The 25,615-nt window shown below is 64.3% G+C and carries 22 protein-coding genes; 12 read left to right on the forward strand and 10 right to left on the reverse strand.

Translation table 11 applies throughout. The annotated features are described in order from the left end of the window. Positions 1-50 precede the first annotated feature (50 nt). The gene (locus BMI85_RS09035) at positions 51-1,211 is read left to right on the forward strand and encodes a Do family serine endopeptidase (RefSeq protein WP_078600826.1); all 1,161 of its coding nucleotides are present in this window, start codon (positions 51-53) and stop codon (positions 1,209-1,211) included. Positions 1,212-1,281: 70 nt separating this feature from the next. On the opposite strand, the gene BMI85_RS09040 is transcribed toward BMI85_RS09035, so the two are convergent. After that, positions 1,282-2,916, reverse strand: coding sequence for a glycosyltransferase family 39 protein (locus tag BMI85_RS09040; protein ID WP_168174758.1), 1,635 nt, complete (start codon positions 2,914-2,916; stop codon positions 1,282-1,284). A 187-nt stretch (positions 2,917-3,103) separates the two neighbouring features. Between BMI85_RS09040 and BMI85_RS09045 the strand changes: the two genes are divergently transcribed. The 8 genes from BMI85_RS09045 (at position 3,104) to BMI85_RS09080 (ending at position 11,950) form a co-directional block, all read left to right on the forward strand. Beyond that, positions 3,104-3,373: a YMGG-like glycine zipper-containing protein gene (locus tag BMI85_RS09045; protein WP_075776878.1), complete on the forward strand. Its 270-nt coding sequence runs from the start codon at positions 3,104-3,106 to the stop codon at positions 3,371-3,373. A 182-nt stretch (positions 3,374-3,555) separates the two neighbouring features. Beyond that, positions 3,556-5,244 (forward strand): thiol reductant ABC exporter subunit CydD, encoded by a 1,689-nt coding sequence (gene cydD / locus BMI85_RS09050; RefSeq protein WP_078600830.1) that lies wholly within the window; start codon positions 3,556-3,558, stop codon positions 5,242-5,244. Then, positions 5,241-6,902 (forward strand): ATP-binding cassette domain-containing protein, encoded by a 1,662-nt coding sequence (locus tag BMI85_RS09055; protein ID WP_078600831.1) that lies wholly within the window; start codon positions 5,241-5,243, stop codon positions 6,900-6,902. Before cydD ends, BMI85_RS09055 begins: the two co-directional genes overlap by 4 nt. 206 nt (positions 6,903-7,108) lie before the next feature. Next, a complete protein-coding gene (locus tag BMI85_RS09060; protein ID WP_078549389.1) occupies positions 7,109-8,719 on the forward strand; it encodes a cytochrome ubiquinol oxidase subunit I in 1,611 nt (536 codons plus the stop codon). A 6-nt stretch (positions 8,720-8,725) separates the two neighbouring features. Then, a complete protein-coding gene (gene cydB, locus BMI85_RS09065; RefSeq protein WP_078600832.1) occupies positions 8,726-9,889 on the forward strand; it encodes a cytochrome d ubiquinol oxidase subunit II in 1,164 nt (387 codons plus the stop codon). 12 nt (positions 9,890-9,901) lie between these two features. Next, positions 9,902-10,021 (forward strand): cytochrome bd-I oxidase subunit CydX, encoded by a 120-nt coding sequence (gene cydX / locus BMI85_RS09070; protein WP_078521427.1) that lies wholly within the window; start codon positions 9,902-9,904, stop codon positions 10,019-10,021. 244 nt (positions 10,022-10,265) lie between these two features. Further along, entirely contained in the window at positions 10,266-11,024 is a 759-nt protein-coding gene (locus BMI85_RS09075; RefSeq protein ID WP_078600834.1) for an electron transfer flavoprotein subunit beta/FixA family protein, read from the forward strand. Beyond that, positions 11,024-11,950, forward strand: coding sequence for an electron transfer flavoprotein subunit alpha/FixB family protein (locus tag BMI85_RS09080; RefSeq protein WP_078600836.1), 927 nt, complete (start codon positions 11,024-11,026; stop codon positions 11,948-11,950). The genes BMI85_RS09075 and BMI85_RS09080 overlap by 1 nt, the downstream gene beginning before the upstream one ends. A 77-nt stretch (positions 11,951-12,027) precedes the next feature. On the opposite strand, the gene BMI85_RS09085 is transcribed toward BMI85_RS09080, so the two are convergent. Beyond that, entirely contained in the window at positions 12,028-12,849 is an 822-nt protein-coding gene (locus BMI85_RS09085; RefSeq protein WP_078600838.1) for a DUF6473 family protein, read from the reverse strand. A gap of 155 nt (positions 12,850-13,004) precedes the next feature. On the opposite strand from BMI85_RS09085, the gene BMI85_RS09090 reads away from it, so the two are divergent. Beyond that, positions 13,005-13,880, forward strand: coding sequence for a 3-hydroxybutyryl-CoA dehydrogenase (locus BMI85_RS09090; protein ID WP_078600840.1), 876 nt, complete (start codon positions 13,005-13,007; stop codon positions 13,878-13,880). Positions 13,881-14,147: 267 nt separating this feature from the next. Here the strand turns inward: BMI85_RS09090 and BMI85_RS09095 are convergent, their stop codons facing one another. The 7 genes from BMI85_RS09095 to BMI85_RS09125 are packed head-to-tail and all read right to left on the reverse strand — an operon-like array spanning position 14,148 to position 19,526. Further along, positions 14,148-15,008 carry a lysophospholipid acyltransferase family protein gene (locus BMI85_RS09095; protein WP_078549398.1) on the reverse strand — a complete coding sequence of 287 codons (861 nt, stop codon included), beginning with the start codon at positions 15,006-15,008 and terminating at the stop codon, positions 14,148-14,150. 32 nt (positions 15,009-15,040) lie between these two features. Next, positions 15,041-15,313, reverse strand: coding sequence for an HPr family phosphocarrier protein (locus BMI85_RS09100; protein ID WP_075776868.1), 273 nt, complete (start codon positions 15,311-15,313; stop codon positions 15,041-15,043). Continuing rightward, the gene (locus BMI85_RS09105) at positions 15,304-15,711 is read right to left on the reverse strand and encodes a PTS fructose transporter subunit IIA (protein ID WP_075776867.1); all 408 of its coding nucleotides are present in this window, start codon (positions 15,709-15,711) and stop codon (positions 15,304-15,306) included. The genes BMI85_RS09100 and BMI85_RS09105 overlap by 10 nt, the downstream gene beginning before the upstream one ends. Beyond that, positions 15,708-16,637, reverse strand: a complete 930-nt coding sequence (gene rapZ, locus BMI85_RS09110) for an RNase adapter RapZ (protein ID WP_078521438.1) — start codon at positions 16,635-16,637, stop codon at positions 15,708-15,710. The genes BMI85_RS09105 and rapZ overlap by 4 nt, the downstream gene beginning before the upstream one ends. Further along, positions 16,628-17,065, reverse strand: a complete 438-nt coding sequence (locus tag BMI85_RS09115; protein WP_078600842.1) for a serine kinase — start codon at positions 17,063-17,065, stop codon at positions 16,628-16,630. Before BMI85_RS09115 ends, rapZ begins: the two co-directional genes overlap by 10 nt. Then, a complete protein-coding gene (locus BMI85_RS09120; protein WP_078549402.1) occupies positions 17,066-18,814 on the reverse strand; it encodes a sensor histidine kinase in 1,749 nt (582 codons plus the stop codon). 10 nt (positions 18,815-18,824) lie between these two features. Continuing rightward, the gene (locus tag BMI85_RS09125) at positions 18,825-19,526 is read right to left on the reverse strand and encodes a response regulator transcription factor (protein WP_078600844.1); all 702 of its coding nucleotides are present in this window, start codon (positions 19,524-19,526) and stop codon (positions 18,825-18,827) included. 347 nt (positions 19,527-19,873) lie between these two features. Here BMI85_RS09125 and BMI85_RS09130 point away from each other — a divergent pair, with 347 nt between their 5' ends. After that, positions 19,874-21,472, forward strand: a complete 1,599-nt coding sequence (locus tag BMI85_RS09130; RefSeq protein WP_078542557.1) for a phosphoenolpyruvate carboxykinase — start codon at positions 19,874-19,876, stop codon at positions 21,470-21,472. 111 nt (positions 21,473-21,583) lie between these two features. Continuing rightward, on the forward strand, positions 21,584-23,182 hold the full coding sequence (locus BMI85_RS09135; RefSeq protein WP_168174759.1) for a phospholipase D family protein: 1,599 nt from the start codon (positions 21,584-21,586) through the stop codon (positions 23,180-23,182). 3 nt (positions 23,183-23,185) lie between these two features. Here BMI85_RS09135 and rnr read toward each other — a convergent pair whose 3' ends face one another. Further along, the gene (rnr, locus tag BMI85_RS09140; protein WP_078600848.1) at positions 23,186-25,492 is read right to left on the reverse strand and encodes a ribonuclease R; all 2,307 of its coding nucleotides are present in this window, start codon (positions 25,490-25,492) and stop codon (positions 23,186-23,188) included. Positions 25,493-25,615: the final 123 nt, after the last annotated feature.

Below are 25,615 nucleotides of genomic sequence, written 5' to 3' on the forward strand. Positions count from 1 at the left end.
ACAGGCTAGGCCCTCACATAGGGTGCATACCTGTCAACAAGGAGAGAAACATGCAGGACTTCCGCAAAGCCCCCCTGCTGCGCACCCTCGCCACCACCGCCATGCTCGGCGCAGGCGCCGTTGCGACGAGCGGTCTGGCACTGGTCCCGAACGTGGCCGCCGCCGAAACCTTCACCAACACCGTCGATCTGGTGAAGAAGGTGATGCCCGCCGTGGTCACCATCGAGATCAAGAAGCAGGCCAACGATCAGGAAATGGCCCAGATGGGGATGCCGCAGGATTTCCCCTTCGAGTTCTTCCAGCGTCGTTTCGGCATGCCCGACATGGGTCCGGGTCCCAACGGTCAGGGCCAGCAGATGCAACGTCCTGAGATCACCGGCCTCGGCACCGGCTTCATCATCCAGAAAGACGGCCATATCGTCACCAACGCCCATGTCGTGGACGGTGCCGAGAGCGTGAAGGTTACCTTCTCCGACGGCTCGACCGCGGATGCGAAAGTGATCGGCGAAGACAAGGCCACCGATATCGCGCTGATCAAGGTCGATACCGACAAGGACCTGCCGACCGTGGGCTTCGGCGACAGCCAGACCGCACAGGTCGGCGAGCCCGTCGTGGCAATCGGCAACCCGTTCGGCCTTGGCACCTCCGTGTCGACCGGCATCGTCTCGGCCAAGGGCCGCGACTTGAAATCGGGCCCGTTCGATAACTACATCCAGACCGATGCAGCCATCAACAAAGGCAACTCGGGTGGCCCGCTCTTTGACGCCCAAGGCGAAGTGATCGGCATGAACACCGCGATCCTGTCGCCCACCGGCGGCTCCGTCGGAATCGGTTTCTCGGTGCCCTCCGACACGATCAAGGGCGTCGTCGCCGATCTGCAGAACGACGGCACCGTCAAGCGCGGCTTCCTCGGCGTGCAGATCCAGCCGGTCAGCGAGGACATCGCGGCGGCGCTGGGTCTCGACAAGCCCGAAGGCGTGCTCGTGGCCGATGTGTCGTCCGATACGCCCGCGAAGAAAGCTGGCCTGAAGCGCGGCGACATCATCGTCGGCGTCGATGGCAAGCCGATGAAAGAGCCCCGCGATCTGACCCGTGCGATCGGGTCCGACGCGCCGGGCACCGAAGTGCAGCTCTCGCTGCTGCGCGCGAACAAGCCGCTCACGCTCTCCGTCACTCTTGATGAGCGGCCCACCGAGAAGACCAAGTCATAATACTTGACGTCTATCGGTTAGAAGGCACGCCCGGAGCATCTGCTTCGGGCGTGTCTTTTAGTTTGGAGGGTCAGTTTGCGCCGTTGGGCGCGGCAGTCGATGCGGGCGCGGGCGCAGCGTCGGAGGTCGGCGGCGCGATCGTCTCCGCCACCTGATAAAGCCGCCAGTCGTCCTGCCGGAAATGCCGCTCCGCGATCTGGCTGAGACCGTCGGCGCCCTCGATCGGCTTCGCTGCGAGGATCAGACCGCCGGGATGATCCGCCATCCAGCGCCCCAGATCGGCGCTGTTGTCGAGCACCGTCACGGGTTTCTCAAGCCGCGCGACGAACGAGAACTGTCCCGCATAGCCGCGATCGGTGGTGGCCACGCCATTTTCGGAATGCGCGGCGATCAGGCTCGCGATCGGGGCCGGATCATAGACTTTCCAAAGGATCGGCCAGACCATGATCTGAATGGCGATCAGCACGAGCGGTGCGACGAAGGCCTCGGCGAACCAGCCCTGCCGCGCCTTGAGCACGATCAGCGCACCACCCACGAGAAGCGCCACACCCGCGATCACGAAGAGCCACGAGCCGGTGCCCTCGGGCAGATCCGGGAACGCCCCGAAATGCACCGCCGCGGCAGCGATCGCCGTCGCCACGCCGGGCAGGAGCCACAGCAGCCGCAGCCAACGCATCCGACGCTCCGCCGTGGGCAGCAGCCCCGACAGGATCAGCGCCAGCGCAGGCAGTTCCGGCACGAGGTAATGCGCCTGTTTGCCCGAAATCAGCGAGAAGGCGACAAAGGCGGTGACGAACCAGACCGTCGCCAACCGCGAACCCGCATCCTCCCAGAGCCGCGAGGGTTTGAAGGTGGCCAGCCCCGCGCGGCTCCAGCCCCACGGCCAGAGGAAGAAGGGCAGCAGCGCCACGAAGAACCAGACCGGGCGGCCGTGGGCGAAGCTTTCCACCATCCGCCCGGCGCTTTGCTTCCACAGGATCTGCTCGCGATATTCCGCCCCGCCGAAGATGATCGCCGGGCCGAGCCACAGCAGCACGATGCCGAACCCGATCAGAAAACCGAACCCGATCCGCGCATACCATTGCTTGAGCGCGGGCCGCTCCGCCCCCGTCGCCCAAAGCGGCATCAAAAGCGCGGTCGGCAGCACATGCACCAGGATCACCGGCCCCTTGGCGAAGACGCCGAAGGCCAGCGCGATACCAAGCCCGATCACCGGGGCGAAGCGCTCCGTGTCGCGCATCGCCCAGACCGCGAGCATCCCCAGCAGCGTCGCCGCCGTCAACATCGTGTCGAACATCGTCGTCGAGCCGAACAGCAGGAACACTCCGCTCGTCCCGAGGATCAGCGCGGCGAGCCCGGCGCGCTCGGGTTCCTCCGGCCAGAGCCTGCGCGCGAGCATCGCGACCAGCCCGACCGACAGCAGCCCGAAGGCGGGCGCGACCAGCCGCGCCGCCCATTCGCTGGGGCCCGTGACGCTCCAGACGATATTGATGAGCCAGAACAGAAGCGGCGGCTTGTCGGAATAGATCGCGCCGTTGAGATGCGGCACCAGCTTGGAGCCGCCCTGCCACATCTCCCAGGCGACCGTGACATAACGCGTCTCGTCGATCGCCATCAGCGGACGCATGATCATCAACACCACCGCGCTCAGCGCGAAAAGGAAAAGCGCCCCGATCAGGGGAACGCGCCAAGCGGTCGAACTCATAGGCGTGTCTTTCTGTCGTCTGTGTCGAAGGGTTCCATACTGCTTGACCCCCGAATGACCTCGCGTGTCAAGGCGCACGACCATCACGGCTTCAGGATAGGCGCTCAAAACTAATTAATAAAAACTTGGAACTGCTCGGAGAGGGGCGACGTTGGATGTCCGAAGATACAGAAGGGAGACACGTACCATGAAGAAGATGTTCCTCATCCTGCCGCTCAGCGCCACCGTTGCCGTTGCAGGCTGCCAGATGTCGCAACAAGACCGCGCTGCCGCGACCGGCGGTGTTGCCGGTGCCGCGATCGGCGCTGCTGTTTCGGATGACGGCGACCGCGTGCAGAACGCCGCGATCGGCGGCGCAGTCGGCACCGTTGCCGGCGCTCTGATCGGCAAAGCCAACCAGCCGGGTCAGTGCCGCTATCGCGACTCCTATGGCCGCGAGTACATCGCGCCCTGCTAAGGCCCCGCCACAGGTAACCTCGAAAACCGTTCGGACCCTCATCCGAACGGTTTTTTCATGCGCGCATGGCGGGATGTCCCGCAGACGTGACAAGCGCGGATTGTCGCACGCCATTGCCGCAGACCCTCTGCCCGGCTATCTCCACAGCCAAGCGCGACAGAGGAAAAGACCCCAAAATCCCTATGACAGACGCCACGACCGAAGCGCCGAAGCCGAAAGCCGTTCTTGCCCGTATCGCTCAGCCGGTGGCGGGGAAGTTGAAGCTCGCCGGGTGGCTCGGCGTAGCCTCGGCGCTGATCTGGCCCGCACAGGCCGCACTGATCGGGTTGGTCCTTGGCGATCTGGTCGCGCCCGGGGTGAGCCCCGCGCTTTCGCCGCTTGCCGGGGCCGCGGGTTTCGTGGCGCTGGCGCTCGTGCGGATCGCGCTCGACTGGATTTCGCAGAAGCTTTCCGCCGATGCCGCCGAGGTCGTGCTGCGCGAGAGCCGCGAGACACTGATCCGAAAGGCGCTGCGTCAGGCCAGCGGGGCCGCCGCGCTGTCGCCTGCGGAACTGGCCTCGCTCTCGGCGGAGAAGCTCGGCGCACTCGGTCCTTGGGCCACGCGCTACCAGCCCGCCTTCCTGCGCGCCCGGATCATCCCCCTCGCCTTCATCCTGCTCGCCGCCACGCAAAGCTGGGCGGTCGCGGGCATCTTGCTGATCGCGGGGCCGCTGATCCCGCTCTTCATGGCACTTGTGGGCATGGCCGCGCAGGACGCCTCGGAAAAGCAGATGGTCGAGATCGGCTCGCTCAACCGGCTGCTGATTGATCGGATCGCCGCGATCACAGATCTGCGGCTTCTGGGCGCGGAGGCCCGCTCGCGCGCCGATCTGGAGACCAAATCCGAAGACCTGCGCGTCCGCACGATGGCGGTTCTGCGGGTGGCCTTCCTCTCCTCGACTCTTCTGGAACTGTTCGCCGCGATCGGCGTGGCGCTGGTCGCGGTCTATGTCGGCTTCTCGCTGATCGGCTGGATGAATTTCGGCACATGGGGCAGCAAGATGACCCCGGCCGAGGGGATTTTCCTGCTGATGATCGCACCCGAGTTCTTCCAGCCGCTGCGTGATCTGGCAGCGGCGTGGCATGACCGAGCCGCCGCACTCGCCGTCGCCTCCGAGCTGGAGACGACCGAGACCGAAATCGCCAAGGCCAACACGCTGATGGGCACCGGGGGCGAAGGCACGGCGCCGCAGCTTGGGCCGCTGCACTGGCACGGTCTGCAAATCCGCCCCGGCGAGGCCGCCGATCCGATCGCCCTGCCCGATGGCGACATCGCGCCGGGCGAGGCGGTGGCGATCACCGGGCCGTCGGGCGCAGGCAAGACGACGCTTCTGACCGCGCTGGTCGGGTTGATCCACCCGGAGGCGGGGGAGATCACGCTGGGCGACACCGCGCTGACCGAACAAAACGCCGATGACTGGCGCGCGGCCTTCGGCTGGATTCCGCAAAGCCCACGCTTTGCCGATGCGAGCCTGCGCGAGCTGATCACGCTCAACCGTCCCGGCGATCTCGATGCGGCGCTGGACGCGGCGCAGGCGACCGAGGTCGTCGCGGGCCTCCCCGGCGGGCTCGACGCCCGGCTGGGCGACATGGGCGGCGGCGTCTCGGGCGGCGAGGCACGGCGTCTGCTGATCGCGCGTGCCCATTACGCGGGCCGCCCGATCGTGCTGGCCGACGAACCGACCGCCGATCTCGATGCCGAGACGGGCGCCAAGGTGATCGCGGCGCTGCTGGCGCTGCGCGCCCACGGCACCACCTTGATCGTCGCGAGCCACGACCCCGCCCTCGTTGCCGCGATGGACCGCCAGATCGACTTGGAGGGTGCAGCATGAAAACGCTTCTGACCCTCACCGCCCGCCTGATCGCCGATCAGAAATGGGCCTTCAGCCGAGGGCTCGCGCTGTCCTTCCTCGTGCTCGCAATGGGGGCGGCACTGCTCGGCCTGTCGGGCTGGTTCATCACCGCCTCGGCCTTGGCCGGGATCACGGGGCTGGGCCTCAACTTCAATTTCTTCACCCCCTCGGCAGGCGTGCGCGGCCTCGCGCTTGGCCGCGCGGTTTCACGCTATGGCGAACGGCTCTTGACCCATGACGCCACGCTGCGCGCGCTGGCCAAGCTGCGCATCGACCTGATGGATGGCGTCTCGCGCCGCCCGCATGAGGAGCAGGCACGACTGCGCGGTGCGCAGGCGCTGAACCGGATCACTTCGGATGTGGATGCGCTCGACGGCGTGCTGCTGCGGCTGGTCATCCCCTTCCTCGCAGGCGGCATGGTGCAGATTGCGGCTCTTCTGATGCTGTGGTGGCTCGAAGGGCTGCCGATCGGGCTGGCGGTCTTCCTGATCTACCTGCTGGGCGGCGGGCTCGGGCTGATCTGGGTGGCCCGCGCCGCCCGCCACGATGCCCGCGCGGCCGAGACCGCGCTGCAAAACATCCGCCGCCGCGCATTGGAAACGATGCGTGCGCGGGCTGATCTGGCAGTGGCCGGACAGTTGGAGGCTGCCACGGAGCAGACCTTGGCCGAGGTCGAGGCCGAGGCGCTCGCGCGGCGCAATCTCGAGGCGCTCGACCGGCGCGTGGGGGCCGTGATTTCGGCCACCACCGCGCTAGCCGGGGCCGCCGCCCTGGCCATCGCCGGGCAAATGGCGCTTGCCGGGCAGATCACCCCCGCCCGCGCTGCGATGGGCCTGTTCGTCGCACTGGCGCTGGCCGAGTCGCTGATGCTGCTCCGTCGCGGCATGGCCGAGATCGGAAGGATGCAGGAGGCGGGCGCGCGGGTCATGGACCTGACCGATACGCCCGAGCGCCCCCAGCCCGACGGCCACGCGCCCATCAATACGGACGCCCCGCTGATCGATTCGCGCAACGTGGCCTTCACCCGTGCCAAGAGCGCCGCGCCGCTCTTCTCCGATCTGACCTTCAGCCTCGCGCGTGGCGAGACGGTGATGCTTGCCGGACCTTCGGGCGCGGGGAAATCCACCGCGCTCGCCGTGCTGTCCGGTCTTCTCAAACCGTCCGGCGGTGAGATCACGGTGAAGGGCCGCGCGCTGGCCGACTGGCCGGAGGGCGACCTGCGCGATGTGCTCACCATGGTCCCGCAGCGCAGCCAGCTGATCGGCGGCACCATCGCCGAAAACCTCGCGCTCGCGCTGCCGCCCGAGGCGCAGCTCGATGAAGACGCGGCTTGGGCCGCGCTGCGCGCCGTCGCGCTCGATGAGGTGATCGCCGCGCGCGGTGGTCTCGAGGCGCGGCTTGGCGAAGGCGGCACCGGTCTTTCGGGCGGTCAGACGAAACGTCTGGCGCTGGCCCGTGCGGCTTTGCGCCAGCCCGACATCCTGCTGCTGGACGAGCCGACCGAAGGGCTCGACGCGCCGACGGCCGCCGCGACTCTCTCCGGATTGCGCGCGCTTTTGCCCGATGCAGGCTTCCTTCTGGTGTCTCACAGACAGCCCGATCAGAGCGCCGCCACGGGCACCATCGCGCTGAAATGACGCACGACCTGCGACAATAAGTCCTTAATTTTATGTGACATATTGTCGTTCACGGCTCTTCACACCTCCGTGCGACACATCGTCAATTTGATTTGGCTCAATGTCAGGCGCAGACCGCCCGCCCATAAGCTGCATCCAGGAATAATATTTCCGAGAAACTCGGCTTTTGGCGAGGTCGGGTGCAAGTAGGGAAACGGAGAACGAGAATGGATTTCGGGATCGTTGAGCTGTCACGGCTGCAATTTGCCATGACCGCCATGTATCACTTCCTCTTCGTGCCGCTGACGCTTGGTCTGTCGATCATCGTGGCGATCATGGAGACGGTCTATGTGATGACCAACCGCCCCATCTGGCGGCAAATGACCAAGTTCTGGGCCACGCTGTTCGGCATCAATTTCGTGCTGGGCGTGGCCACGGGCCTCACGATGGAATTCCAGTTCGGCATGAACTGGAGCTACTATTCGCATTACGTCGGCGACATCTTCGGCGCACCGCTCGCGATCGAGGGCCTGATGGCCTTCTTCATGGAAGCGACTTTCGTCGGGTTGATGTTCTTCGGCTGGGAGAAACTCTCGCCGGTCAAGCACATGGTCGTCACCTGGCTCGTCGCCATCGGGTCGAACTTCTCGGCGCTCTGGATCCTCATCGCCAATGGCTGGATGCAGAACCCGGTCGGGGCGCATTTCAACCCGCTGACGATGCGGATGGAGATGACCTCCTTCTTCGACGTCGTGTTCAACCCCGTCGCACAAGCCAAGTTCGTGCACACGGTGTCGGCAGGCTACGTCACGGCGGCTGTTTTCGTGATGGGCGTGTCGAGCTGGTACATGCTCAAGGGCCGTCATTTCGAACTCGCCCGCCGCTCGATCGCGGTCGCGGCGGCCTTCGGTCTCGCCTCGGCCCTGTCGGTCGTCATCCTCGGCGACGAGTCGGGCTACGAGACGACTCACAACCAGAAAATGAAACTCGCCGCGATGGAAGCGATGTGGGAGACCGAACCGGCCCCCGCCTCCTTCACCCTCTTCGGCATTCCCGACCAGCAAGATCGCGAGACCAAATACGCGATCCACATCCCGTGGGTGATGGGCCTGATCGGCACCCGCTCGCTGACCGAGCAGATCACCGGGATCGACGAGCTCGTCAAAGGCTCGGAAGAGCGGATTCGCAACGGTATCGTCGCCTATGACGACCTGCTGAAGATCCGCGAAGCCAAGGGCGACGTGTCCGCCGATGTCGAGAAGCAGTTCAACGAGAATGTCGGCGATCTGGGCTATGCCTATCTGCTCAAACGCTACGTGGACGACCCGCGTCAGGCGACCGATGCGCAGATCAAGATGGCCGCGGATGACACCGTGCCGACGGTCTGGCCGATCTTCTGGTCCTTCCGCCTGATGGTGGCGCTTGGCTTCTCCTTCATCGCGCTGATGGTCTACTTCTTCGTCGTCTCGAACTGGAAGGGCATGCAATATCCGCGTTGGGCGCTGCGTCTGGCCGTGATCGTCATCCCCGCACCGTGGATCGCCGCGGAACTGGGCTGGTTCACCGCCGAGTTCGGACGCCAACCCTGGACGGTGGACGGCGTGTTGCCGACGGCACTCTCGGTCAGTCACCTGTCGGTGGGCGACCTGCTGTTCACCCTGCTGGGCTTCGTGGCCTTCTACACCGTGCTCTTCGTCATCGAGATGGGCCTTATGATCAAATACATCAAAAAAGGCCCGTATCAGGATGTCGAGGTCACTCAAGAGTGGCTGCAGCGCCATGACGACCGCCTGTCCGGTCGCGACGGCAATGCCCCTGTCACCATGCCTGCGGAGTAAGAACCAATGATCCTCTATGAACTCATCCCCCTCGACGTTCTGCGCGTCATCTGGTGGCTGCTGCTGGGCGTCCTGCTGATCGGCTTCGCGCTCACCGACGGCTTCGATATGGGCGTGGGTGCCCTTCTGCCCTTCGTCGGCAAGACCGACAGCGAGCGCCGCGTGGCGATCAACACGGTCGGCCCGGTCTGGGAAGGCAACCAGGTCTGGTTCATCCTCGGCGGGGGCGCGATCTTCGCGGCCTGGCCACCCCTCTACGCGGTGAGCTTCTCGGGGTTCTACCTCGCGATGTTCCTCGTGCTCGCGGCGCTGATCCTGCGCCCGGTCGGCTTCAAGTATCGCTCGAAGCGCGACTCGGCGGCTTGGCGCAACGGCTGGGACTGGGCGCTCTTCGTGGGCGGCGGGGTGCCGGCACTGATCTTCGGCGTCGCCGTGGGCAACGTCCTGCAAGGCGTGCCCTTCGAGCTCAACGACATGCTGATGCCGCTCTATCCGGGCAACTTCATCATGAAGCTGCTGGGCCTTCTGAACCCCTACGCGCTGCTGGCTGGCGTGGTGTCGCTGTCGATGCTGATGATGCATGGCGCGGCGTGGCTCTCGGTGAAGACCGAAGGCGCGGTGAAAGTCCGCGCGACCGAGATCGGCTCCGTTGCGGGCATGGTGGCCTTCGTCGCCTATATCCTTGCGGGGATCTGGCTCGCTTTTGGGATCACGGGCTACCACATCACTTCGGTGGTGCCGGACAACGGCCCCTCCAACCCGCTCTTCTCGACGGTCGAGCATAGCGGGAGCTGGATGCAGGCCTATGCGGACCGCCCGTGGATCGCGATTGCGCCGATCCTTGGCCTCGCGGGTATCGCGATGGCGGTGCGGGGGCTGCGCGCCGGGCGCGAAGTCTCGACGCTGCTGTGGTCGAAACTGGGCATCTTCGGCGTGATCTCCTCGGTCGGCCTGACGATGTTCCCCTTCATCCTGCCGAGCTCGAAAATGCCCGACGCGTCGCTGACGGTCTGGGACGCTTCGTCCTCGCACCAGACGCTGTTCATCATGCTCGTCTGCGCGCTCATCTTCATGCCGCTCATCCTCGCCTATACCGCATGGGTCTATAAGGTCCTGTGGGGCAAGGTGACGGTCGAAGATGTCGAGCGCGACAGCCATACCGTTTACTAAGGAGACAGACAGATGTGGTATTTCGCATGGATCCTCGGGCTTCCGCTGGCCGCTCTGGTCGCCGTCGCCAACGCGATGTGGCTCGAGATGCAGAACGACTGCAAGATCGCCGGTGAGTGCAAGGACGACTGACCTTGCCCGGCAGACAAACGCGAAAGGCCGCCTTCGGGCGGCCTTTTTCATGGGCGGATCGCGGACACAGCGCGACGCTAGGGCAATCTGCACGCACCGCAAGCGCAAACAGTCGAAAAGACGTGACGTTTCAGGGCCAAAACGAGGCGTTTTCCCCCTGTCCCTTCGCCCTTTGCTCTTGTAACAAAATTGCCGAATGAATCCGTTCGCCGCAATTTGGCGGACTACACAAGGGAGACACGCCATGAAGGTTCTCGTGCCTGTGAAGCGCGTGATCGACTATAACGTGAAAGCTCGCGTGAAAGCGGACGGAAGCGGTGTCGATCTCGCCAATGTCAAAATGTCGATGAACCCGTTCGACGAAATCGCTGTCGAAGAGGCGATCCGTCTGAAGGAGAAGGGCGCCGTCGAAGAGATCATCGCGGTCTCCATCGGCGTGAAGCAGGCGCAGGAAACGCTGCGCACCGCGCTTGCGATGGGTGCGGACCGTGCGATTCTCGTGGTCGCCGCCGATGACGTGCAGACCGATATCGAGCCGCTGGCCGTCGCCAAGATCCTCGCCAAGGTCGTCGAGGAAGAGCAGCCCGGCATGGTGATCCTCGGCAAGCAGGCGATCGACAACGACATGAACGCGACCGGCCAGATGCTGGCGGCGCTTCTGGGCTGGGGTCAGGCGACCTTCGCCTCGGAAGTCGTGGTCGAGGGCGAGGCCGCGAAGGTCACCCGTGAAGTCGACGGCGGTCTGCAGACCATCGAGGTCAAGCTGCCCGCGATCGTCACCACCGACCTTCGTCTGAACGAGCCGCGCTACGCCTCGCTGCCGAACATCATGAAGGCGAAGAAGAAGCCGCTCGAAGAGAAGACAGCCGACGACTACGGCGTCGACGTCTCGCCGCGCCTCGAAGTGGTGAAGACCACCGAGCCGGAAGCGCGTCAGGCTGGCGAAATGGTGCCGGACGTCGACACGCTGGTTGCGAAACTCAAAGAGAAGGGGGTCGTGTGATGGCCGTTCTGCTGCTGGGTGAAGTGAATGATGGCGAACTGTCGGTCGACGCGACCGCCAAGGCCGTCTCCGCCGCAAAATCGCTGGGCGATGTGACCGTGCTCTGCGCGGCCGCGTCTGCTGCCGCCGCGGGGGAAGCCGCCGCCAAGATCGACGGTGTCGCGAAGGTGCTCGTGGCCGAGGATCCCTCGCTGAGCCACCGTCTGGCGGAGCCGACCGCCGCGCTGATCGTGTCGCTCGCGGGCGACTATTCGCATATCGTGGCGCCTGCCACGACCGATGCGAAGAACGTGATGCCGCGCGTGGCGGCCCTGCTCGACGTGATGGTGATCTCGGATGTCTCCGGCGTTGTCGATGCCGACACGTTCGAGCGCCCGATCTACGCGGGTAACGCGATCCAGACCGTGAAATCGAAGGACGAGAAGAAGGTCATCACCTTCCGCACCTCGACCTTCGACGCCGCCGGTGAAGGCGGTTCGGCTTCGGTCGAGACCGTCGCCATGTCGGACGCGCCGGCTCTGTCGAGCTGGATCGAAGACAAGGTCGCCGAGAGCGATCGTCCGGAGCTGACCTCGGCGAAGATCGTCGTGTCGGGCGGCCGTGGCGTCGGCTCGGAAGAGGACTTCAAGGTGATCGAAGCGCTGGCCGACAAGCTTGGCGCTGCTGTGGGTGCCTCGCGCGCCGCCGTCGACTCGGGCTTCGCGCCGAACGACTGGCAGGTCGGTCAGACCGGTAAGGTCGTGGCCCCCGAACTCTACATCGCCTGCGGCATCTCGGGTGCTATCCAGCACCTCGCCGGCATGAAGGACTCGAAGATCATCGTCGCGATCAACAAGGACGAAGAAGCGCCGATCTTCCAGGTCGCCGATTACGGCCTGGTCGCGGACCTCTTCGACGCTGTTCCGGCGCTGACCGAAAAGCTCTGATCCACGTAAGGGGCGCTGCCCCCCCCGGGAGAGTTGAACCAAGTCGAAAGGGCGGGGAATTTCCCCGCCCTTTCCTTTTAGAGAAATGGCTGCAGCGCAGGCGCGAGCGCCGCGGCGATCTCCTCATGCACCAGCGGCCCCGGCACCATTTCCGCCGCAGGCTCTTCCAGCGGGGAGAAATGCATCCCCGTCGTGCCCGCACTGCGCGCCGTCACCGACGGCTCGACCCGCACGATATCGGCCACGAGCGGTCGCAGCGTCTCCACCATCGCCTCCGTCACCATCAGAGGCTCGTGCCCGAGCGTGTCGCTATGGGCCGGATCATGGAATTCGCCCAGCCAAAGCAGCAGCTTGCGCCCCTTGATCTTGGCCAGAAGCGCGGTCATCCGCTGCAGCCACGCCTCCTGCAACTCGACCTCGAGCAAGGCGAATTTCTCGGGCTCGCGTTCTTTCAATGCGCTCAGCATGTGACGCGTGAAGTTGAACTCGGTGAAATCCACGCCGCGGAAGATCGAGCGCATCAGGCTCGACGCGCGCAGGAAGCGGTCATTGCGGCGCGGATGCACCGCATAGAAGCGGTTCGACATGTTCTGCGCGCCGAGCAACTGGATCACCGTGACCTTCGCGGCCTCCGATGCGGCGGCCAGTTGCAGCTCGTGCAGAAACACGTCGATCCCGGCATTCAGATAGCCGAAATTCACCACCGGCATCTCCAGCCGCGCCTCGAGCAGCGCGGGCCAAGGATGCTCCACGAATTTACCATAGGTCTCCGTCCCGCCCATCGCGGCAATGAAATCCCCCTGCAGCGCACGGCGCGGCCCGCGGAACAGAAGTTTGGATTTCCCGTATCGGCACGGAAAGTAATCGAGGGCTCCATCGCCCGTATATTCGAAAGCCATTTTCCCACCTCAGTCTGTGTTCGACTCACCCGAGGCCAGATTGCGCCCAAATTCTTGCCAAACGGCTAATGTTAAAATGATCTCAGCCCTGCGTTTCGCTTGCATGGACCGAGCGGAGAACTATGGTCAGGGCGCAAAGCGTGAGAGGGAAAATTATGGCGATCGAGAAAGTGGGCATCGTGGGTGCAGGGCAGATGGGCAACGGGATCGCCCATGTCTTCGCGCTGGCCGGATATGACGTTCTGCTGAACGACATCAGCGAAGACGCGCTGACGAAGGCGCTCTCCACGGTTACCAAGAACCTCGATCGACAGGTGTCGCGCGGCAAGATCTCGGAGGACGAGAAGAACACCGCGCTGAAGAAGATCACCACGACCACGAAACTGAGCGATCTCGGCCCGACCGATCTGGTCATCGAGGCCGCGACCGAGCGCGAGACGGTCAAGCAGGCGATCTTCGAAGACCTGCTTCCGCATCTCAAGCCGACGACGATCCTGACCTCGAACACCTCGTCGATCTCGATCACCCGGCTCGCCTCGCGCACCGACCGACCCGAGAAATTCATGGGCTTCCACTTCATGAACCCGGTGCCGGTGATGCAGCTGGTCGAACTGATCCGCGGCATCGCGACCGATCAGGAGACCTACAAGGCGCTGCACGAGGTGGTGGAAAAGCTCGGCAAGACCGCCGCGTCTGCCGAAGATTTCCCGGCCTTCATCGTGAACCGCATCCTGATGCCGATGATCAATGAGGCGGTCTATACGCTCTATGAAGGGGTCGGGAATGTGCGCTCGATCGACGAGTCGATGAAGCTCGGCGCGAACCATCCGATGGGGCCGCTGGAACTGGCGGATTTCATCGGGCTCGACACCTGCCTCGCGATCATGAACGTGCTGCATGACGGGCTGGCCGATACCAAGTACCGCCCCTGCCCGCTTCTGACGAAATATGTCGAAGCCGGCTGGCTCGGTCGCAAGACCGGGCGCGGCTTCTACGACTATCGTGGCGACGAGCCGGTGCCGACGCGCTGAGGCGAAGGGGTAGAGGGGCGCTGCCCCTCGCGGCTTTGCCGCTCACCCCGGGATATTTCGGGCAGTTGGAAGACCGGTAAGGTTTTCTAAACCCTGATCCCCTTAAATGGTCTCACGGAACAGGCGGGGACGCCGATGACCGTGCAGTTGGAAGCGCCCGGTTCGCCGCCACTTAAGGGGCATAACCGGGCGTTTTTCTTTCCAACTGCGTCAAATATCCCGGGGGGCGGCGGAGCCGCGGGGGCAGAGCCCCCTCCACCAGTCGCCTTACAGCGCCAGCGTTTCCGCCCGCAGGTCCGCGAGGAACTTGCGCGGGTTCTGCAGCGCCTCGGCGATCTCGTCTGCGCTCTTCGCAGGGCCGATCGCGGGACTCTGGGGCTTGTTCAGCGCACGTTTGATCTCATAGAGCAGCAGGCCCTGCCGCACCGTCGCGCTCAGCTTGTTGGCGATCTGATAGGCGCGCGAATTCTGCCCCGGGAAGTGGATCGGCAGCACCGAGGCGTTCGACCGGGCGAGCATTTTCGCGGTGAAGGGGTTCCATTCCTGCTCGATCACCGGGCCCATCAGCGTCTCGGAATGCGCCACCTGCCCCGCCGGGAACAGAACCACCACGCCGCCGCGCTTGAGCTGCGCCATGCAGGCGGCGCGCATCTTGAGGCTGTCCTCGCGGGCATTGGGCTCATGCGGGAAGGGCACAGGCAGCATGTATTGCTCGACCTCGGGAATGCCGGTCAGCAACGAGCGGGTGAGGATCAGGAAATCATCGCGCACCTGCCCGATCAGATAGGCCAGCACCATCCCGTCCACCAGCCCGTGCGGGTGGTTGGCCACGACCACCAGCGGGCCCTCTTTCGGGATATGGGCGATCTGTTCGGGCGGCGTGGTGACATCGATCCCCATCACATCGAGCGCCTGCGGCCAGAACTCGGCCCCGACCGGCGCGCCGCGCTTCTCGAACTTGCGGATCAGATGCAGAAGCTGCGCTTTCGCGGTCAGCCATTCCAAAGTGCGGATCGTACCAACCTTGAACGGGTTGGAAAACGTCCCCGCATAGGACAGGCGACGCTTATCATACGGCTTCGATACGGCTTGCGCGGCTTCGATTGCGATCTCGCTCTCTTGGTTCATTGGGCGAACCCCCTCGCTGGGTGCGGAGCGCGTCACATACCTTCGCCGAATTTATCGGCCACCAATGCCTGAAGCGCATCGGCGAGCTTCTCTGCCTCGGCCCCGCTTGTCGTCACTTCAATAGTGGTTCCACGCGAAGCTGCCAACATCAAAAGCCCCATGATCGAGTCGCCAGAGACCGACTGGCCATCCTTCGCCACCGTCGCACGGGCGTCATGATCCTCGACAACCTCGACGAAACGGGCAGAGGCGCGCGCATGCAGGCCCTTCTCGTTCACGATCTCCAACTCGCGGGTCACGGACATTTCACCACTCCCGCTTGGGCATTGTAACTATTGATATATTTTCGTCCCGCATCGAGCGCGGCCTCGACCGCTGCATGGACCGCGAGGCTGCGGGATTTCGCCAGCTTGATCAGCAGCGGCAGGTTCGCACCGTAGATGATTTCGCGGTCTCGCGCCTCGCAGGCCATCAGCGACAGGTTGGACGGAGAGCCGCCGAACATGTCGGTCACAACCACGACACCGGTGCCGTCATCGACCGCATCGGCGGCGGCGCGAATCTCCGCCTGCTTGCCCGCGCGGTCGTGATCGTCCTCGATCGTGATGGCACGAATGCCGCGCTGCGGGCCCACGACATGCTCTATAGCGGCGAGATATTCGCGCGCCAGACCACCATGTGCCACGATCACGATACCGATCACGCGCCCGACCTCACCTTCGTTTCTTCGTTCTCGGCATGGCCGAGACGCTCCAATTCCCTATGACGTTTAGACACGCGCCACCCTGCTTCCGCAAGCGCTTTGGCGATGCTCTCGGTCATTGCGACCGAGCGGTGTTGCCCCCCGGTACACCCGAAGCCGACCGAGAGGTAAGCCTTGCCCTCCGCGACATAGGCGGGAAGCAGGAACAACAGCAGATCGAGCACGCGCTGGTGGAACTCCGCAAAGCGCGGATCGGCGGCGACATAATCCGCGACCGCCGCGTCGCGCCCGTCAAGCGCGCGCAGCTCCGGCTCCCAATGGGGGTTGGCGAGGAAGCGGCAATCGAACATCAGGTCGAGCCCGCGCTGCACCCCGCGCTTGTAGCTGAAAGAATTCACCGTGACCGAGAGCGCCTCGGTGCGGCCCGTGTCGAAGAAGCGCCCGACCTCGGCGCGCAGATCATGCGGGCTCATCTCGGAGCTGTCGATCAGAACATCGGCGCGCATCCGGATCGGCGAGAGCAGATCCATCTCCTGCGCGATGCCCGCGCCGGGGTCTTCCTCGGGCGACAGCGGATGGCGGCGACGGGTCTCGGAATAGCGCCGTTCGAGCACTTCGGGGCGCGCATCGAGATAGAGCAGGTCGAGATGCAGATCCGGGCGCTTGGTCAACATATCGACCAGTTCGATCAGCGCCGCGGCCGAGAAATCGCGCCCGCGTACATCGACGCCAAGCGCGACCGGGCCGGTCAGATGCCCCTTGAGAAGGCGCGGCACGAGACTCAGCGGCAGGTTGACGATCGGCTCGTAGCCCAGATCCTCCAAAGCGCCGATTGCGGTGGTGCGGCCCGCACCTGACGGGCCGGTCACCAGCACGACGCGCTGGCCAGCCTGTGCCCATACCGGATCGGATCGGGTCACGCCCATCGGCCCCCTTTCAGCCATTGCAAGATTGCCACATCAAGATGACCATGCTGCACGCGCAGCACAAGGGGCAGATTGACCCCCAACACCCTGTCTTTTCGACAGGTTGGCAGGCGTTCGACCTCTTCCCGATCGAGATCGACCAGCAAGGTGATGCGGGCCTGCGACAGGTGATCAGCGCGCAGGATACCCATGCCGCGCGCCTCGATCCGGCCCGCGATCGCCTCCGGTGCGCTTGCGATCAGCGCCCCATTTTCGGCGCGCAGGTCGACCCGGTCATCGGCGACGAGTGACGCCCCCAGCGCCATCAACCGCAACGCGAGAAGCGATTTGCCACTGCCCGAGGCGCCACGAATGAGAACGCCGCGCTCGGGGTCGAGCGCGACGGCACTGGCATGGAGATTGGTCGAGAGGTCGTCCGACCCGGTCATTCAGCTGACCGGCAGGCCCACGACGAAACGCGCGCCCAGAGGATCGGAGGTCCGGTCGGCATCGGTGGGGCGGATATTCTCGGCCCAGATCACGCCGCCATGGGCTTCGACGATCTGCTTGGAAATCGCGAGCCCGAGGCCCGAGTGATCGCCGAACTGCCCCTCGGGGCGTTCCGAATAGAAGCGCTTGAACACCTTGGTCAGCGCCTCTTCGGGAATACCCGGCCCGGTATCCTCGACCACGACCAGCACGCGATTGTCGCGCTGACGTGCCCAGACCCGCACCGCGTCGCCCTCTTCGCAGAACGAGGTCGCATTGGTGATCAGGTTGACGAAGACCTGCGCCAGACGCGCTTCCAGCCCCGAGATGACCACGGATTGCGACGGCAGATCGGTGATGAAATCGACGCCTTTCTCGCGCGCCTGCTGCCCGAGGAATTCGCTGAGATTCGACACCATCTTGATCAGGTCGAACTGCTCTTCCTCTTCTTTCACCAGCTCGGAATCGAGCCGCGATGCATTGGAAATGTCACTCACCAGACGATCCAATCTGCGCACGTCGTGATCGATGACCTCGAGAAGACGGGTGCGCTGTTCGTCTTTCTTGACCATATGCAGCGAGGCCACGGCAGAGCGCAGACTGGCCAGCGGGTTCTTGATCTCGTGGGCGACGTCGGCGGCGAACTGTTCATTCGCGTCGATACGTTCGTAAAGCGCGCCGACCATGCCGCGCATCGCGCCCGATAGTCGCCCGATCTCGTCAGGTCGCGCGGTCAGGTCGGGGATGCGCACCCGCGCGGGCGCCATCTTGCGCGCGTTCTTGTCGCGCCCGATTTCGGCAGCGGCGGCCAAATCGGAAAGCGGGTTGGCGATGGTCGAGGCCAGCACCAGCGACAGCCCGATCGAGACGATGATCGCGATCACGAACATCTGCAGCACCTGCTCGCGCTCGACGCGGACCAGCGCGTCGATCTGCCCCGCGACGGAGATCAGCCCGACCACGCCCACGACGCGATCGCCCTGCCGGATCGGCGTGGCGACGGCGAAGATGGTCTCTCCGGCGGCATTCTTCTGCGAGGCGATCTTGGTGCGGCCATCCAGCGCCGAGGGCACCAGATCGCGCACCATGTCGAGCGCGCTATCGGCGGCGGTGCCGCCACCGCGCTCGAACAGACCCGCGACCGAGTCCCAGATCTGACCGAGGAAATCGCTCAGCACGGTTGAGCGCTTGTCGAAATTGAGACCGTCAACCTCTTCGACCGGCGCGCGGTCGCCCGTGGTCGTGGTGCCGAGCAGCGCCGCACTGGGATCGAACAGGTAGAGATCGGCACCTTCGGGCAGCTCCATCCCGCGGATCGTCGCGAGCGGGTCGAGCCCGTCTCCCGCCGCCAGATTGACCGGAGCGCCCGCCGGAAGCTGCGCCTCGAACACGTCGGCGGCCAGCTGCGCCTCGTTCACCAACCCGCCTTCGCGCTGCAGCACGAGGCTGTCACGAAACGGGTTGAGGTAGAGCACGCCGGTCACCAGGACGATCATCGCCAACAGGTTGAAGGTGATGATCTTGCGCGCCAGTGGCGAGCGGTTGAGCGAGAACATCGACCGCCGTGCGCGACCCTTGCGCAGATCGTCGTCGACGATATCGGCCGGGCCGATCCAATCCTCGCCGAGCACGACTTCCGTTTCCGGCGCGCGACGGGCGAAGTTTGAGGAGCGCTTACGAGCCAATCCGATCTTCCCGGCAATACTCATCTACGTAGCATCACTCTTCGTTATACCGGTATCCGATGCCGTAGAGTGTCTCGATCGCCGTGAAATCATCATCGACGCTGCGCATCTTCTTACGCAGGCGCTTGATGTGGCTGTCGATCGTGCGGTCGTCGACATAGACCTGATCGTCGTAAGCCACGTCCATCAGCTGATCGCGCGATTTCACGAAACCGGGCCGCTGCGCGAGCGCCTGAAGCAGCAGGAATTCGGTCACGGTCAGCGTGACGTCCTTGCCCTTCCAGGTCACCGCGTGGCGCAGCGGATCCATTTCGAGCGAGCCGCGCACCATGACTTTGGTGTCTTCGGTCGAGGCGACCTCACCGGTCGAGATCGCTTCCTGCCGGCGCAGCAGCGCGCGGATGCGTTCGACCAGAAGGCGTTGCGAGAAAGGTTTCTTGACGTAGTCGTCCGCGCCCATGCGCAGGCCCAGAACCTCGTCGATTTCGTCGTCTTTGGAGGTCAGGAAGATCACCGGGATCGCGGTCTTCTGGCGAAGCCGCTGAAGCAGCTCCATGCCATCCATCCGCGGCATCTTTATATCCAGAACCGCCATGTCCGGGAGACGCTTGGTGAATGCGTCGAATGCAGCCTGTCCATCGTTATACGTTTCGACATCGTAACCTTCCGCCTCGAGCGTCATCGAGACAGAGGTCAGAATATTGCGGTCGTCGTCGACCAGCGCGATTCTCGACATGTCGGAATACCCCTTCACTGCTACTTTATAGTTATTAGACGCATATTCCGCGTTCGTTGCCTTCAAATCAACAAAAAGCTGCGAATCACCAAGGTTTCCCGAATCATCAGAGCCAGAATTTCCAAATCTTTGACTAATTTGCCTCACCTTTCCGCGACATTTTGCCGTGATTGCGCTAAACCTAGAAATGGTTGCGCTAACTCCCCCTATCCATTCTGTTCCTTCGCAAAATTGTCATGCTATAGGCGATCCATCCGGGTAACATTGTTACGCGGATCGGCGCTTCGAGGCCCCGAGGCGCCGGGAATAACCCTGTGAACGCCGCGCGACGGCATCGGGAGCATCAAATGGACATTGGACGCGTTAACCCCGCGAAACGGCTGGAAGATCAAGGCATCGAAGGTCTCGGGAATGTCTATTATAACCTGCTGGAACCGGCGCTGATCCAAGAAGCGATCAAGCGCGACGAAGGTACGCTCGGCAAGGGTGGCGCCTTCTACTGCACCACCGGGAAACACACGGGCCGGTCGCCCAAAGACAAGTTCGTCGTGCGCACCGCCTCGGTCGAAGACAGCATCTGGTGGGAGAACAACTCCCCGATGGAGCCCGAAGCCTTCGACCGCCTCCATGCCGACATGCTGGAGCACATGAAGGGCAAGGATTACTTCGTCGAGGACCTCTTCGGCGGCGCCGATCCCGAGCATCGTCTCGACGTGCGCCTCGTGGCGGAGATGGCTTGGCACGGGCTGTTCCTGCGCACCATGCTGCGCCGCCCCGAGCGTGAGGAGCTCGACGCGTTCAACCCGGAATGGACGATCATCAACTGCCCGAGCTTCAAGGCCGATCCCGAGAAGCACGGCTGCCGCTCGGAAACCGTGATCGCGCTGAACTTCGAGAAGAAGACGATCCTGATCGGCAACACGGCCTATGCGGGTGAGAACAAGAAGGGCGTTTTCACCCTTCTCAACTACATCCTGCCCGGCGAAGGCATCATGGCGATGCACTGCTCGGCCAACCACGCGATCGACGACCCCGATGACGCGGCGGTCTTCTTCGGCCTCTCGGGCACCGGCAAGACGACGCTCTCGGCCGATCCCTCGCGCATCCTCGTGGGCGATGACGAGCATGGCTGGTCGCATAACGGCATCTTCAACTTCGAAGGCGGCTGCTACGCCAAGACGATCAACCTGTCGAAAGAAGCCGAGCCGGAGATCTACAACACCTGCTCGATGTTCGGCACCGTGGTCGAGAACATGGTGTTCGACGAAGAGACGCTCGAGCTGGACTTCAACGACAACTCGATCACCGACAACATGCGCTGCGCCTATCCGCTGCATTACATCCCGAACGCCTCGGATACCGCGATGGCGGGCCAGCCCAAGAACGTGATCATGCTGACCTGTGACGCTTTCGGCGTGCTGCCGCCCATCGCGCGGCTCACCCCGGCGCAGGCGATGTATCACTTCCTGTCGGGCTTCACCTCGAAGACCCCGGGCACCGAGGTCGGCGTGGTCGAGCCGCTCCCGACTTTCTCGACCTGCTTCGGCGCGCCCTTCATGCCGCGTCGCCCAGAGGTCTATGGCAAGCTGCTGCAGGAAAAGATCCGCAACACCGGCGCGTCGTGCTGGCTGGTCAACACCGGTTGGACCGGCGGCGCCTTCGGCACCGGCTCGCGGATGCCGATCCGCGCGACTCGTGCGCTGCTGAAAGCCGCGCTCGACGGTTCGCTGCATGACGTGCAGTTCCGCAAGGACCCCAACTTCGGCTTCGAAGTTCCGGTCTCGGTCCCGAACGTCTCGGACGTGCTTCTGGACCCGCGCCGCACCTGGGACGACGCGGCGGCCTATGATGCGCAGGCGCAGAAGCTGGTGGAGATGTTCTCGGACAACTTCGCGCAATACGTGCCCTATATCGACGACGACGTGAAAGCCGCGGCGATCGGCTGATTCGCCGAACGCGGAACACGACATTTTTAAGAAGGCCGGCGATCACGTCGGCCTTTTTCATGCGCGAAGCCCACTTTCCTAAACCCTTGAACCGCCTACATGATGCCAGCCATGAAACTGGAACTGCTTCATATTCTGGGCTTCGCCCTGATCGCTGGCCTCATCGCGCTGGCCGGTCTGACGCTGATCGTCGCACGGCTGTCGCATCGGCGTCCGAAAGGCCCGTTCCCCAAGTCCCATATGCAACTCGCCCCCGAAACCGGGCGCTTCGCGATGGCGTTGCAGAACCGGCTCGCTGGAATTGAGACAAAGAGCGCGGTCCAGCTGCTCGCAGATCCGCTCGACGCGCTGGCGGCGCGGCTGGAACTGATCGACGCGGCGGAGGTCTCGCTCGATCTGCAATACTACATCTGGCAGAACGACACCGCGGGCGCGATCATGCTCGGCGCGCTGCGCAAGGCCGCCAAACGCGGGGTCCATATCCGTCTGCTGATCGACGATAACGGCACGGCGGGGATGGACCGCACGCTGGCCGCGCTCGACCAGTTGCCCAATGTCGACGTGCGCCTGTTCAACCCCTTCCCGATCAGGACCGCGCGCTTCCTGGGCTACCTTTCCGATTTCCGCCGCCTTAACCGCCGGATGCACAACAAGGCGATGATCGCGGATGGGCGGATGGCGATCCTTGGCGGGCGCAATATCGGCGACGACTACTTTAACAGCCTCTCCGAGAGCGGCCTCTACATGGATCTCGACGTCGCTGTCGCGGGTCCGGTTCTGGCGCAGATCGGCAAGCAGTTCGACCTCTATTGGAACGCGCCCCCCGCGATCCCGGCGGAAAAGATGCTGGGCGGCTGCGAGGCGAAAGAGGCCGAGACCATCATCAAGACCGAAGAGCTCCGCCTCTCGGAGCCCGAGGCGAAGCGCTATGCCGACGACCTTCAGCATCCCGACCGGCTGTCGCGGTTGCTGTCGGGCAAGGCGCGGGTGATCTTCGCCGAGGCGCAACTGATCTACGACCACCCGTCGAAAATCCACGGGCTTTTGCAGGGGCGCAAACTGCTCTGGCAATATCTGGTGCGCGCCTTGGGGCAACCGCTGGAAGAACTGGTGCTGGTGACGCCCTACCTCGTGCCGACGCGGACGGGGGTGCGATACCTCAAGCGGATCGCCAAGTCCGGCGCGACGATCAAGGTGCTTACGAATTCCTATGCCGCGACCGATGTGGCGCTGGTCCATTCCGGCTATGCGCATCGCCGCAAGGGGCTGTTGCGCGCAGGCATCGAGCTTTACGAATACGCCGCCGATGCCGAAGACCGCCGCCCGAGCGAGCGCAACCGGCGCGAGCGGCTGCTGGGCTCCGACATTCGCGGCACTTCGCCGTTTTCGCGCAACAAGCTGCACGCGAAGGTCTTCGCGGTGGATCGCGCGCGCGTCTTCATCGGCTCGTTCAACTTCGATCCGCGCTCGATGCGCCTGAATACCGAGCTGGGCATCGTGATCGACGCGCCCGAGATCGCGACGGAAATCTCCGAGACCTTCAAGGAATTTATCCCCGCCCGCGCATGGCGGCTGCGCCTCACCCGTGCGCAGCAATTGCGCTGGTCGCGGCCCGGGCATGGCGTGCGCAAGCGCGAGCCGGGCGTGCCCTTCTCGCACCGCATCTTCCTGTGGATTGCGCAGCGCCTGCCGATCGAGTGGATGCTGTAAGCCTCAGCTCTTGCGCGTGCGTTTCACCTTGCGCGCGACCGCCTTCTTCTTGGCTGCGTCGCGGGCCGGTTTGCGCGGCCCCTTACCGGGACCTTTCCGCGGCGGACGCGTGCCGGGGCGGCGGCCCTTGCGGCGCTTGCCGTCGCCCGAGGGCATCCCCTGCCCTTCGACTTCCAGCAGCTCCAGCATCAGCCCGCCGGTGATCGGCACGGCCTCGGACAGCCGCACCCGGACGCGCTGCCCAATGGTGATGACCATGCCGGTGTCCGAACCCACCAGCTCCTGCGCCTCGCGGTCGAAATGGAAGAACTCGCGCCCGATCTCGCGGATCGGGATCAGCCCGTCCGCGCCGGTCTCGTCGAGCTTCACGAAGGCGCCGAATTTCTGCACGCCCGAGATGCGGCCCGTAAACTCGCTGCCCACGCGGTCTGACAGGTAGGCGGCCAGATAGCGGTCGGTCGTGTCACGTTCGGCCACCATCGACCGCCGCTCGGTATCGGAAATCTGCTTCGCGGTGTCCTCGAGGTTCTCGATATCCCACACGCTCAGCCCGTCCTTGCCCCAGCCATGCCCGAGGATCAGCGCGCGGTGCACGATCAGGTCGGAATAGCGCCGGATCGGCGAGGTGAAATGCGCATAGGAGCGCAGCGCGAGGCCGAAATGCCCGTAATTCGTCGGCGCGTAATAGGCCTGCGTCATCGAGCGCAGCGTCGAGATATTGATCAGCTCGTCGAACTCGGAGCCCTCTGACTGGCTGAGCAGGTTGTTGAGATGCGCGGTTTGCAGCACCTGCCCCTTCGCCAGCGTGAAGCCCGACGCCTGCGCCACTTCGCGCAAGCTCTCGATCTTGTCGAGGCTGGGTTCTTCGTGGACACGATACAGCAGCGGACGGCGCAGCTTCTCCAGTTCCTCGGCGGCGGCCACATTGGCCAGCACCATGAACTCCTCGATCAGCTTATGGGCGTCGAGCCGTTCCTTGAACCGGATCGAGGCGACATGTCCGTCGTCGCCGATCACGATCTGCCGCTCGGGCAGGTCCAGCTCCAGCGGCTGACGGATCGCGCGGGCGTGCTTGAGCGCCTCGTAAGCCTCGTAGATCGGGTCGATGATCTCCTCGACCATATCCTCGGTCTTCTCGTCCGGATTGCCGTCGCGCGCCGACTGCACCTGCCCGTATTCCAGCGAGCCGACCGAACGGATCATCCCGCGCGTGAAGCGATGCGAGACCTTGCGCCCCTGCGCGTCGATCTTCATCCGCACCGCCAATACCGCACGGTCCACATTCTCGTGCAGCGAGCACAGATCGCCCGAGAGGCTATCGGGCAGCATCGGCACGACGCGGTCGGGGAAATAGGTGGAATTGCCGCGCTTGCGCGCCTCGCGGTCCAGCTCGGAGCCCGGCGTCACGTAATGCGCCACGTCGGCAATCGCGACCCAGATCAGGAAGCCGCCATCGTTCTTCGGATCGTCATCGCGGATCACCAGAACGGCGTCGTCGCGGTCGCGCGCATCCGCCGGGTCGATCGTGACGAAAGACAGCTTACGCAGGTCTTCGCGATCGTCCAATGGCGCGGGCTTGGCGGCATCGGCCTCGGCCACGACCGCATCGGGGAAATCGTCGGGGATGCCATGCTGATGGATCGCGATCAGCGACACGGCTTTCGGCGCGGACGGATCGCCCAGCACCTCGATCACGCGCGCCTTGGGCAGGCCCATGCGCCCGCGCGGCCCGGTCTGTTCGGCCTCGACCAGCTCGCCATCCTTGGCGCCCTGCGTGACAGCTGCGGGCACTTGCCATTCGTTGCCGACACCCTTGTCGATCGGCATGATCCGCCCGCCCTCGGCATTCTTGCGGAAGATGCCGACGATGCGATGCGAGGCCTGCCCGATCTTGCGGATCAGCCGCGCCTCGTAGCCGTAATCCTCATCCTCGACCGGGGTCAGGCGGCCGAGGATACGGTCGCCCTCGGCCAGCGTCGGATCGCCGTCCTTCGGAACGAAGAGCACCAAAGGCGCGAGCCCGTCACCGGTCCATTCCGCAGGCTCGGCCCATTGGTCGCCTTGGCTGTCCTCCCGCATCACGCGCAGCACGGACACCGGCGGAAGCACGTTGGGGTCGCGGAAATTGCGGCGGCGCTTCTCGATCAGACCTTCGTCGGCCATGTCCTTGAGAATGCGCTTCAGCTCGATCTTCGCCTGCCCCTTCACACCGAAGGCCCGCGCGATGTCGCGCTTGGCCCCTTGGTCGGGGTTGTCGTTCAGCCAGTCGAGGATCTGCTGGCGCGAGGGGATGGGGGCGGGTTTGCTCATGGGTTTGCCTAACATGGGGCGTGAGGGGCGTCACTCAAAGAGTGTGGCGCGAATGAGTGGTGTCGAGGGGTGCTGCCCCCGCGCGTAGGCGCGCATGGCTTGGGCGGAGGGGGCTCTGCCCCC

Origin of the sequence: Thioclava sp. DLFJ4-1 (genome assembly GCF_002020145.1) — a bacterium.
GTDB lineage: Bacteria > Pseudomonadota > Alphaproteobacteria > Rhodobacterales > Rhodobacteraceae > Thioclava > Thioclava sediminum.

What these genes read in the sequence shown, in the direction of transcription:
- BMI85_RS09115 (WP_078600842.1), bottom strand. Translation starts at nt 17,065, where the DNA reads ATGACCGGGTCGGACGACCTCTCGACCAATCTCCATGCCAGTGCCGTC.
- BMI85_RS09040 (WP_168174758.1), bottom strand. Translation starts at nt 2,916, where the DNA reads ATGAGTTCGACCGCTTGGCGCGTTCCCCTGATCGGGGCGCTTTTCCTT.
- BMI85_RS09085 (WP_078600838.1), bottom strand. Translation starts at nt 12,849, where the DNA reads ATGGCTTTCGAATATACGGGCGATGGAGCCCTCGATTACTTTCCGTGC.
- BMI85_RS09075 (WP_078600834.1), top strand. Translation starts at nt 10,266, where the DNA reads ATGAAGGTTCTCGTGCCTGTGAAGCGCGTGATCGACTATAACGTGAAA.
- BMI85_RS09120 (WP_078549402.1), bottom strand. Translation starts at nt 18,814, where the DNA reads ATGAGTATTGCCGGGAAGATCGGATTGGCTCGTAAGCGCTCCTCAAAC.
- cydB (WP_078600832.1), top strand. Translation starts at nt 8,726, where the DNA reads ATGATCCTCTATGAACTCATCCCCCTCGACGTTCTGCGCGTCATCTGG.
- BMI85_RS09035 (WP_078600826.1), top strand. Translation starts at nt 51, where the DNA reads ATGCAGGACTTCCGCAAAGCCCCCCTGCTGCGCACCCTCGCCACCACC.
- BMI85_RS09045 (WP_075776878.1), top strand. Translation starts at nt 3,104, where the DNA reads ATGAAGAAGATGTTCCTCATCCTGCCGCTCAGCGCCACCGTTGCCGTT.
- BMI85_RS09100 (WP_075776868.1), bottom strand. Translation starts at nt 15,313, where the DNA reads ATGTCCGTGACCCGCGAGTTGGAGATCGTGAACGAGAAGGGCCTGCAT.
- cydD (WP_078600830.1), top strand. Translation starts at nt 3,556, where the DNA reads ATGACAGACGCCACGACCGAAGCGCCGAAGCCGAAAGCCGTTCTTGCC.
- BMI85_RS09095 (WP_078549398.1), bottom strand. Translation starts at nt 15,008, where the DNA reads ATGAACCAAGAGAGCGAGATCGCAATCGAAGCCGCGCAAGCCGTATCG.
- BMI85_RS09130 (WP_078542557.1), top strand. Translation starts at nt 19,874, where the DNA reads ATGGACATTGGACGCGTTAACCCCGCGAAACGGCTGGAAGATCAAGGC.
- rapZ (WP_078521438.1), bottom strand. Translation starts at nt 16,637, where the DNA reads ATGGGCGTGACCCGATCCGATCCGGTATGGGCACAGGCTGGCCAGCGC.
- BMI85_RS09060 (WP_078549389.1), top strand. Translation starts at nt 7,109, where the DNA reads ATGGATTTCGGGATCGTTGAGCTGTCACGGCTGCAATTTGCCATGACC.
- BMI85_RS09135 (WP_168174759.1), top strand. Translation starts at nt 21,584, where the DNA reads ATGAAACTGGAACTGCTTCATATTCTGGGCTTCGCCCTGATCGCTGGC.
- rnr (WP_078600848.1), bottom strand. Translation starts at nt 25,492, where the DNA reads ATGAGCAAACCCGCCCCCATCCCCTCGCGCCAGCAGATCCTCGACTGG.
- BMI85_RS09090 (WP_078600840.1), top strand. Translation starts at nt 13,005, where the DNA reads ATGGCGATCGAGAAAGTGGGCATCGTGGGTGCAGGGCAGATGGGCAAC.
- cydX (WP_078521427.1), top strand. Translation starts at nt 9,902, where the DNA reads ATGTGGTATTTCGCATGGATCCTCGGGCTTCCGCTGGCCGCTCTGGTC.
- BMI85_RS09080 (WP_078600836.1), top strand. Translation starts at nt 11,024, where the DNA reads ATGGCCGTTCTGCTGCTGGGTGAAGTGAATGATGGCGAACTGTCGGTC.
- BMI85_RS09125 (WP_078600844.1), bottom strand. Translation starts at nt 19,526, where the DNA reads ATGTCGAGAATCGCGCTGGTCGACGACGACCGCAATATTCTGACCTCT.
- BMI85_RS09055 (WP_078600831.1), top strand. Translation starts at nt 5,241, where the DNA reads ATGAAAACGCTTCTGACCCTCACCGCCCGCCTGATCGCCGATCAGAAA.